The following is a 9,227-nucleotide window of genomic DNA, read 5'->3' as shown; positions in this document are numbered from 1 at the left end:
CGCTCCGGCAGCGATTTGCTGATGACGGTCACGGCCACCGGCCGGACCATCACCGTACCGGGCGAGTTCAACTCGACCAACCACGACGGCATCCAGTCGATCGTGTTCGCCGACGGCACCACGCTGACCCGCGACCAGATCCAGGCCCAGGCCGCCTACCGGGCCGGGACAGGCGACGTCACCGTCACTTCCCAGGACGGCCCCGCCACCCTCGTGGCCGGGCCCGGCAACGACGTGCTCGTGGCCGGCGACCAGGACAACACCGGCAACACCACGTTCGTGTACGGCTCCGGCGACGGCAACCTGGAGATCGACGCCCACGTCCACAGCTGGAACACGGTGGCCAACACCCTGCAGCTCACCGACCTCAAGCCGTCGGACGTCGCCTTCACCCGCTCCGGCAGCGATTTGCTGATGACGGTCACGGCCACCGGCCGGACCATCACCGTGCCGGGCGAGTTCAACTCGACCAACCACGACGGCATCCAGTCGATCGTGTTCGCCGACGGCACCACGCTGACCCGCGATCAGATCCAGGCCCAGGCCGCCTACCGGGCCGGGACAGGCGACGTCACCGTCACCTCCCAGGACGGCCCCGCCACCCTCGTGGCCGGGCCCGGCAACGACGTGCTCGTGGCCGGCGACCAGGACAACACCGGCAACACCACGTTCGTGTACGGCTCCGGCGACGGCAACCTGGAGATCGACGCCCACGTCCACAGCTGGAACACGGTGGCCAACACCCTGCAGCTCACCGACCTCAAGCCGTCGGACGTCACCTTCACCCGCTCCGGCAGCGATTTGCTGATGACGGTCACGGCCACCGGCCGGACCATCACCGTACCGGGCGAGTTCAACTCGACCAACCACGACGGCATCCAGTCGATCGTGTTCGCCGACGGCACCACGCTGACCCGCGACCAGATCCAGGCCCAGGCCGCCTACCGGGCCGGGACAGGCGACGTCACCGTCACCTCCCAGGACGGCCCCGCCACCCTCGTGGCCGGGCCCGGCAACGACGTGCTCGTGGCCGGCGACCAGGACAACACCGGCAACACCACGTTCGTGTACGGCTCCGGCGACGGCAACCTGGAGATCGACGCCCACGTCCACAGCTGGAACACGGTGGCCAACACCCTGCAGCTCACCGACCTCAAGCCGTCGGACGTCGCCTTCACCCGCTCCGGCAGCGATTTGCTGATGACGGTCACGGCCACCGGCCGGACCATCACCGTGCCGGGCGAGTTCAACTCGACCAACCACGACGGCATCCAGTCGATCGTGTTCGCCGACGGCACCAAATGGGACCAAGCGAGCATTCTTTCGAACGCTTGGCTGCGTGGTGCCGACGGGAACGACAGCGTTACCATGCCAGACGATGGAGCGACTATTCAGCTGGGAAAAGGAGACAAATCGATCTTCCTAAGCGGAAATGGTGCCGACGTAATTCGCTTCGCAAAGGGCGACGGGCACGATGTAATCGACAACCCAGGATCTGGATACACTAGAGACGACACGCTCGTATTGTCTGACACAAATCCGAACGAGGTCGTTCTTACGCAGGACGGCGACGCTCTGCTCATCACAATAACCAATACCGGCGATACAGTTCGATCTAGGTGGCAATTTTGGGCGAATAGCACACAATATGGCATAAATCGCATCACGTTTGCCGACGGTACCACTATCAACCGCGAACAGATCCAAACAGCTATCGCTGCCGGAGGCACCGTCACTGCATCAAGTAGTGCACAGACGCATTCCACGTTCGCGAGCAGCTCGATCACAGGTTTGACCTCCTCCGCGAGCGGCTCGACCACGGGCTCGACCTCCTCCGCGAGCGGCTCGACCACAGGTTCGACCTCCTCCGCGAGCGGCTCGACCACGGGTTCGGCCTCCTCCGCGAGCGGCTCGACCACGGGTTCGGCCTCCTCCGCGAGCGGCTCGACCACGGGTTCGACCTCCTCCGCGAGCGGCTCGATCACAGGTTCGACTTCTTCATCAAACAGCACGGTAACGGGTACAGCAGGCGCAGCGAGCAATGCCTACGACACCCACGACAGCTCCAACCTAGTCTACGATCTCGGGCCGGGTACCTATACGGTCAGCGCCTTTCATGACGATCGGCTTACCGTTGAGTGGGCAGCCACCGATGGAAATCAAACCTTCACAATCGAGTCCAGCAATTATAGCAACGACGCCAAAGCTGTCCTCTCCGGCTTAAACGCCGCAGACGTAATTCTAACCCGTGGTGGATCCAATAATGAAGATTTAATTGTCACCAATCGATCGACGGGCGCCGTACTGACCTTCACAAACCAGTTCCAAGACTCTCAACACGGTGTCAGCGCAATCCAATTCGCGGACGGAACTACGTGGGATCAATCGGCTATCACGTCGCATGTGTCACTCACATTGACCGGAACAGCGAACGCAACAACGCTAGTCGGAGGTGCCGGCGATGATGTTCTTATTGCCGGCGGAGGGAATGACTCCCTCACCGGAGGGGGTGGATCAAACCTGTTCATCTTTGGCCCCGCGTCCGGACAAGACACAATCACCGACTTCAAGCCGTCCGGCACCGGACACGATTTGCTGCAATTTGATCATACGATCTTCGCGGACGCATCCTCTGCTCTGGCAGCAGCCTCGCAGGTCGGTTCTGATGTGGTGATCACAGAGTCGGCCACGGACAAAGTCATTATGAAAAACACGGACCTTTCATCGCTCACCAAGAGCGACTTCCGTATCGTTTGAGTATGAGCAGCGGCAAGCTGGGAGATCGATGATCTCTCAGCTTGACCGATGTGGGTACACGCCGACAAACTGCGCGCATTCGGTGGGGCAATGGATACGATCACATCGCAGTCGGCTGCGTTGATTATGGCAGACACCGGCTTGCAGGCGCTCTGTGCCATTGCTGGCTACTATCGCATCGCGGCCGATCCGGACCATCTCCGCCGCGAACTCGCCATTAGCGGACAACGTGCGTCCAGCCGACACATCCTGCAAGCGGCCAGTTTGACAGGCCTCAAGACCCGGCTGGTATCCGTCGATCGTAAGCGACTGCGCACCGTGCCGGTTCCGGCGATCCTACAATTGAATGACGGCAGCTACACCGTCTACAGCGGCCGCACGCCGACTGGTACATACAGGCTCGTCGATCCGATCACACGGATCGTCCGCGATCTTCCCATAGAGGAGCTTCTCGGGGCATGCGGATCTGAGCTCATTCTGGTCCAGCGCCGCTTCCGTGGTGAAGGTGTCGATCCGAAGACCTTCGGGTTTCAGTGGTTCCTCCCATCGCTTTGGCGCTATCGCCAGCCGATCGCCCACGTCCTGCTCGCTTCGTTATTCGTACAGGTCTTCGCTCTCGTCACTCCCCTGTTCTTCCAGGTAATCATCGACAAGGTCCTGGTCCACAAAGGTTACTCCACGCTCTTAGTCATTGTGGCAGGCTTGGCCATCGTCGGGCTGTTCGACGTCGCATTGCAATACCTGCGCACCTACGCTCTGTCGCACACCACGAACCGCATCGACGTCGAACTCGGCAAGCGGTTGTTCCATCACCTCTTGAACCTACCGCTCAGTTATTTTGAGACACGACCTGCCGGGCAAACCGTGGCGAGGATCCGGGAGCTTGAAACGATCCGATCATTCCTAACCGGCCAAGCCCTTTTCTCGGGCATCGATCTCGTGTTCACGGTCATCTTCATAGCCGTATTGTTCGTCTACTCATGGAAACTGACGCTGATCGTTCTGATATCCATTCCGATCTATCTGGCGATCAGTGCTTTTGTCCGGCCGCCGTTGCGGGAGCAAGTCAAGCAGAAGTTCAATCGGAGCGCCGAGAGCCAACAATTCCTCGTCGAGGCCGTCGTTGGCATCCAGACCGTCAAAGCCAGCGCGGTCGAGCCGATGATGCGCCATCAATGGGAAGAGCGGCTAGCAGCCTATGTCCGGACCGCATTCGACATGACGATCCTGGCGGCGGGCGGTCAGAACGCCATCCAGTACGTCAGCAAGCTGACCACGGCCGCGATCATGCTGTTCGGCGCGAAAGCCGCCATCGACGGGGAACTCACCATTGGTGAACTCGTGGCCTTCAACATGATCGCTTCGCAGGTCGCGCAACCCATCCTGCGGCTGTCTCAGTTGTGGCAGGACTTTCAGCAGGTCCAGGTCTCGGTGGAGCGACTGGGCGATATCCTCAACACGCCGGCGGAGCGCTTACCGCAGACAACCGCGGCGCTCCCGCCGCCGCGAGGCGACATTGAGCTGAGAAACGTCTCCTTCGCGTACCGACCCGGTTCGCCGCAGGTCCTGAAGCGGGTCTCACTGTCGATCCGGCAGGGCGAAGTGGTCGGGATCGTCGGTCCGTCCGGATCGGGCAAGTCGACGCTGACCAAGCTCGTCCAGCGCCTCTACCTCCCTCAGGAAGGGCAGGTCCTGGTCGATGGCGTCGACGTCGCACAGGTCGACCCGACTTGGTTGCGCACCAATGTCGGCGTGGTCCTGCAGGAAAATCTCCTGTTCAACCGCACGATCCACGACAACATCGCGTTCGCAAATCCAGCCATGCCGCGAGCCGCGGTCATGAACGTCGCCAGGCTCTCCGGAGCCGACGAGTTCATCAATCGGCTACCTCAAGGCTACGATACACTGATCGAGGAGCGGGGCGCGAACCTGTCGGGCGGCCAGCGCCAACGCATCGCCATCGCCCGGGCCCTGGCGACGAACCCGCCGATCCTGATTTTCGACGAAGCGACGAGCGCGCTGGATTACGAGAGCGAGCGCGTGATCCAGGCCAACATGCGCCAGATCGTCAAAGGCCGGACCGTGATCATCATCGCGCATCGTCTGGCGACCGTGCGCCCCTGCAATCGCATCGTCAGCATGGCGGACGGGCAGATCATCGAGATCGGCAGCCACGATCAGCTCGTACATCGGTCCAACGGCCTCTACGCACGCCTCTGGGCCATGCAGTTCGATCAAGCGAAGGCCTCGTGAGATGAATGCGACCGTGCTCAAACTGCCGCTGCGCGAGCGGCCGCTTCGTCGCGATCAGGAGTTCCTACCCGCTGCTCTGGAGATCCTGGAGACGCCGCCCTCCCCCGTCCGGATGGCGTTGATGAGCCTGATTTGTGCCTTGGTCGTAGTCGCGCTGGCGTGGAGCTACTTCGGCTACATCGACATCGTCGCTGTCGCGCAGGGAAAGGTTCAGCCGACGGGGCGGGTGAAGGTCATCCAGCCCCTGGAAACCGGCCGGGTTCAGGTGATCCACGCAGAGAACGGACAGCACGTCGCGACCGGCGACGTCCTGATCGAACTCGACGCGACGGAAGCTGCCGCGGAACAGGCGTCCCTGGCCGCCAACCTAATCGCCTTCGAAGCGGAGGCGATCCGGCGCAGAGCCGCCATCGATACGGTGCGGAACAACGACCTGAAAATGCCGATCCTGGCTTGGGCTGAAAACATCCCGCTGGCCGTGCGCTTGAGAGAGATGAGCGTCTTATCTGGAGACCTCGTACAACTTTCTTCTAATATGGAGAGCCTAAAAGCGCAGAAACAACAAAAATTATCTGAGATAGACCGGCTAAAAAACACTATTCTTGCTCAGAAAAATCTGGTCTCTACCGTTACTGAACGCGTAAATATGCGAACTACCCTCATGGAGAAACTCTCCGGGACCAAAGCCAGCCTAATCGATGCAACAGAAACACTTCTGACCCAGCAAGCTACACTGGCCACAGAAATCGGCGAGAAGGCGGAAGCGGAGGCCGGTCTGAATGTGATCGATCGGGATATGGCCAAGAGTCGCGATGCATTCCTGGCCGACAATCTTCAGCGCTTGGCTGAAGTTGACCGGCAAGCCGACGACTACCGGCAGCGTCTAATCAAGGCGAAGGCGCACACTGAGCACATGACTATCAGGAGCCCGATAGCGGGGGTGATACAAGGCTCGACCATCACGACAGTCGGGCAAGTGGCCAGCGTCGGCGAAGATCTGATGCGGGTTGTGCCCGATGGGTCAACGTTGGAAATTGAAGCATATCTTCAGAACCGGGATATCGGGTTCGCGCACGTCGGGCAGGAAGCCTTCATCAAAGTCGACTCTCTGCCCTTTACGCGCTACGGCACAGTCCCAGCACACGTTGTACGCATTGCCACCGACGCAATTCCCGAGCCAGATGCTCAACAGATTGAGAACGGTGAAGTCAAGAACGGAAAATCCAGCAATTTCCTCGGTGGTGCGCAGAGGACGCAGAACCTCGTATTTCCATTGATTGTGCATCCGGAGAAACTGTCAGTCGCCGCTGATGGCGCGATCGTACCGCTTTCGCCCGGCATGACCGTCTCGGTTGAACTAAAAACCGGCAGACGGCGCATTATCGAATATATATTTTCGCCGCTCGTTGAAATTGGGGCCGAAGCGATGCGCGAACGGTGATCGGAAATTTGGATTAATCACTCAGTGCCAATCGGTAGATTGCAACACAATGTACGGGGAATAAAGTGCTAAATAATTCTCTGTGGCCGGTTCGGCAACATCCTTATAGACATGTTTATGTTGAGAATGTTTTTACCGATGAAATCTATAGAGCAATCTGTAGCGGTTTTGACCTGAAGTGCTCAAAAGCCACAGAAAGCTCAAGGGTAGAAAATTACGATGCTATCATTGAGCCGCTCCAAGAATTTGATCGTAAAGATTTTTTTCCGCTTCTAGATTATAAATGGCTTGATCTAATCAGTAAAGCACTGGGGTTAATCACTACATTTGAGGTAGATGCTGCGATCCATTCTCATCCAGCCGGAAGCCGCACTGGTTGGGTTCACAATGATTACAACCCTGGTTGGTTTGCACGACCGGCAAAGGAAGGCGAGACGATATTTTCATTTGCCGATGGATGCAAGTATAGAAACGGGTATTGCGATGTAATATTGCCAGAAAAAATTTGCCGCATGCGGTATTTGACCATGATATTCTATCTAAATAATAATGATTGGTCGGAAGAACATGGCGGAATGACGGGTATATATACCACTCCAGCTTTTGGAACTCAGCAGCATACAGCGTTAGTTCCTCCGAAGAACAACTCTCTCCTGCTGTTCGAGTGCACCCCACATTCATGGCACACTTTTATGACAACTACTCGACGGCGAAACTCAATCACATTATGGCTCCACCGCTCAATGGAGTCCGCCAGAAAGCAATGGCCCAATCATGACCCTGTCTACTGGTCGTAAATCTGTATTATTAACTGGCGCATCGGGACAACTCGGGAGCGCGCTGATCGATGCCTTAAGCCCAAATTTTGATATCATCGCGTTGACCCGACAGTCATCGTCATTGTCACCTCGTCTAGCTACAGAGGTATTCGATGCGGATCGGAGCACAACATCCAAAAAATCATTTCAGGAGGTATTTTGCGACCTAACAGACATACATCAAATTATCTCTGTTTTAACAACAATTTCTGCGTTAGTGCCTCGCATTGATCATGTTATCAACTGCGCGGGAGATGGTCGATTTCTTGGTAATATGATTGACGCCCACTTCATCGCGAACGGAGCCGGCAATCAATATCATCTGCACGTTGTCGCACCCGCTGTTATATGCTCAGTTCTATTTCACTCAAAATGGAAGCATTTGAGAACAGAAGATAGATCCGTCTCGATTGTTAATGTTTCGAGTCTAGCGGGCTTGAAGCTTTTTCCTGGCACCGGTCAGGGCATGTATGCTGCGAGCAAGGCAGCAGAAAATATGATGACGATCCATATGGCGTCCGACTATGGACGTTATGGTATTCGCGTCAATGCTGTATGCCCAAACAGCTTTCCTGGGATTATACCTGTCAAGTCCGTAGTGGATGTAATCTTATCTACACTGGAGTCACAGGCAACTGGGCAATTGTTCAAAATAGATGCGCAGTGATGATAGCTCTGTTTCAGCCCGTCATGAAGAGCCGGAGGCGTGTACTAAAGGCCCACTGTTCCGTATATCTTTCAAACCGCCGAACTGGGACTTCCATGATGCGTTGGCCGCTCAACCCTGCATGAATCTGAAACTGCGGGCAGGGAAGCAGCGGACATCACCAATGTAAGCCGGTACGCAACGCGAACCAAAGTCGACATCCGCGATGTGGTTGGGGACAATGAGCGAGGCGGTTTCAATTCGCCATGATCCGAGCTCCATAATCTGGCCCTTATGCGAATGATCGCCCCAGCAGAGCTCTTCCTGTTCAGGTGCCCTGCTCGGGATTGGTCCGGGCGGAGTAGCGGTCCCGCGCCGTGAACCGGTCGGCCGGAAGGTCGATGATCGGCCGGCGGTAGATCGCCTCGCTCAGAAACGTCCGCTCGATCTCGATCTGATCCTCGTCCAAGTCGACGTACCAGCAGCGGCGACGGCCACTCCAGCGGTAGTGACGCGCCTTCAGAAGCTCTTTGGTCTCAATCGGCGACCCCTGCGCCCACAACCGCACCGTCGGCTTGCGCGCCGTCTCCAGGAGCGCGGCCAGCGCCAGCTGGCCGGAGGCCTGCAGCGGCCGGGCGAGCAGCGCCAGCAGTGCATGGCAGTCGTCGATCGCCCGGTGGCCGCGGTGGAACAACCCGCAATCGGCCAGCAGGTAGCCGAGCTTCAGCCCCTCGTGCCCCTCCGCCCGCCACGGGATCTGGTGGCACGAGCAGCCCCAGTTCTTCTCGCGGAACACCGGCCAGCGCGGTTCGCACATTTGCCGGTCGAAGCTGGCGTTGTGCGCGATAACCACGGCAGCGTCGGCTGCGACCCGCGCCACCGCCGCATCGTCGATCCGCTGCCCGGCCACATCGGCGTCGGTGATGCCGGTCAGTCGGGTGATCTCCAGCGGGATCGGCTTCTGCGGCTCTTGCAGCTGGTTGAGGGTGTCGAGAACCCGGTAGATGCGCCCGCTGGCGCCGTACTCGAATTTCAGGATCCCGAGCTCGATCACCTCGTCCGTACTGAAGTCGGTGCCGGTGGTCTCAACGTCGACCACCAGGCCGATGAACGTCGGCTCGTTGGGGGCGTCCGGATGGTCAGCCAGCGGCTGCAGCCGGCGCAGCACGCGGTAGTCGCCCGTGCCTTCGAGGACAGTGGCGATGCTGTCGAGGGGCTGGCTCACGTGCCTGGCGGTCCCGGTTCTCCCTGGCCGCGCACCATCCCGGTCGCAGCGGCGGATCCGCCTGAGCCTAGCGGCAGGCCGAGCATT

At 58.6% G+C, this 9,227-nt stretch carries 6 protein-coding genes; 5 read left to right on the top strand and 1 reads right to left on the bottom strand.

What is annotated here, in order from left to right:
- Positions 1-21: 21 nt before the first annotated feature.
- The 5 genes from ACLBXO_RS28775 (at position 22) to ACLBXO_RS28755 (ending at position 7,936) form a co-directional block, all read left to right on the top strand.
- Entirely contained in the window at positions 22-2,757 is a 2,736-nt protein-coding gene (locus tag ACLBXO_RS28775; protein ID WP_447687552.1) for a calcium-binding protein, read from the top strand.
- Positions 2,758-2,847: 90 nt separating this feature from the next.
- Positions 2,848-5,010, top strand: a complete 2,163-nt coding sequence (locus ACLBXO_RS28770; RefSeq protein WP_447687551.1) for a type I secretion system permease/ATPase — start codon at positions 2,848-2,850, stop codon at positions 5,008-5,010.
- A gap of 1 nt (position 5,011) precedes the next feature.
- Positions 5,012-6,451 (top strand): HlyD family type I secretion periplasmic adaptor subunit, encoded by a 1,440-nt coding sequence (locus tag ACLBXO_RS28765; RefSeq protein WP_447687550.1) that lies wholly within the window; start codon positions 5,012-5,014, stop codon positions 6,449-6,451.
- Positions 6,452-6,963: 512 nt separating this feature from the next.
- A complete protein-coding gene (locus tag ACLBXO_RS28760; protein WP_447687553.1) occupies positions 6,964-7,248 on the top strand; it encodes a 2OG-Fe(II) oxygenase family protein in 285 nt (94 codons plus the stop codon).
- Positions 7,226-7,936, top strand: a complete 711-nt coding sequence (locus ACLBXO_RS28755) for an SDR family NAD(P)-dependent oxidoreductase (RefSeq protein WP_447687549.1) — start codon at positions 7,226-7,228, stop codon at positions 7,934-7,936. The genes ACLBXO_RS28760 and ACLBXO_RS28755 overlap by 23 nt, the downstream gene beginning before the upstream one ends.
- A 307-nt stretch (positions 7,937-8,243) precedes the next feature.
- On the opposite strand, the gene ACLBXO_RS28750 is transcribed toward ACLBXO_RS28755, so the two are convergent.
- Entirely contained in the window at positions 8,244-9,140 is an 897-nt protein-coding gene (locus ACLBXO_RS28750; RefSeq protein WP_447687548.1) for a 3'-5' exonuclease, read from the bottom strand.
- Between the last annotated feature and the right edge of the window lie 87 nt (positions 9,141-9,227).

The organism is Methylobacterium sp. C33D (assembly GCF_053345825.1).
This window is presented reverse-complemented; position numbering and strand designations above follow the sequence as displayed.

Coding starts and splice junctions, on each gene's coding strand:
- ACLBXO_RS28775 (WP_447687552.1), top strand. CDS start 22: ATGACGGTCACGGCCACCGGCCGGACCATCACCGTACCGGGCGAGTTC.
- ACLBXO_RS28770 (WP_447687551.1), top strand. CDS start 2,848: ATGGATACGATCACATCGCAGTCGGCTGCGTTGATTATGGCAGACACC.
- ACLBXO_RS28765 (WP_447687550.1), top strand. CDS start 5,012: ATGAATGCGACCGTGCTCAAACTGCCGCTGCGCGAGCGGCCGCTTCGT.
- ACLBXO_RS28760 (WP_447687553.1), top strand. CDS start 6,964: ATGCGGTATTTGACCATGATATTCTATCTAAATAATAATGATTGGTCG.
- ACLBXO_RS28755 (WP_447687549.1), top strand. CDS start 7,226: ATGACCCTGTCTACTGGTCGTAAATCTGTATTATTAACTGGCGCATCG.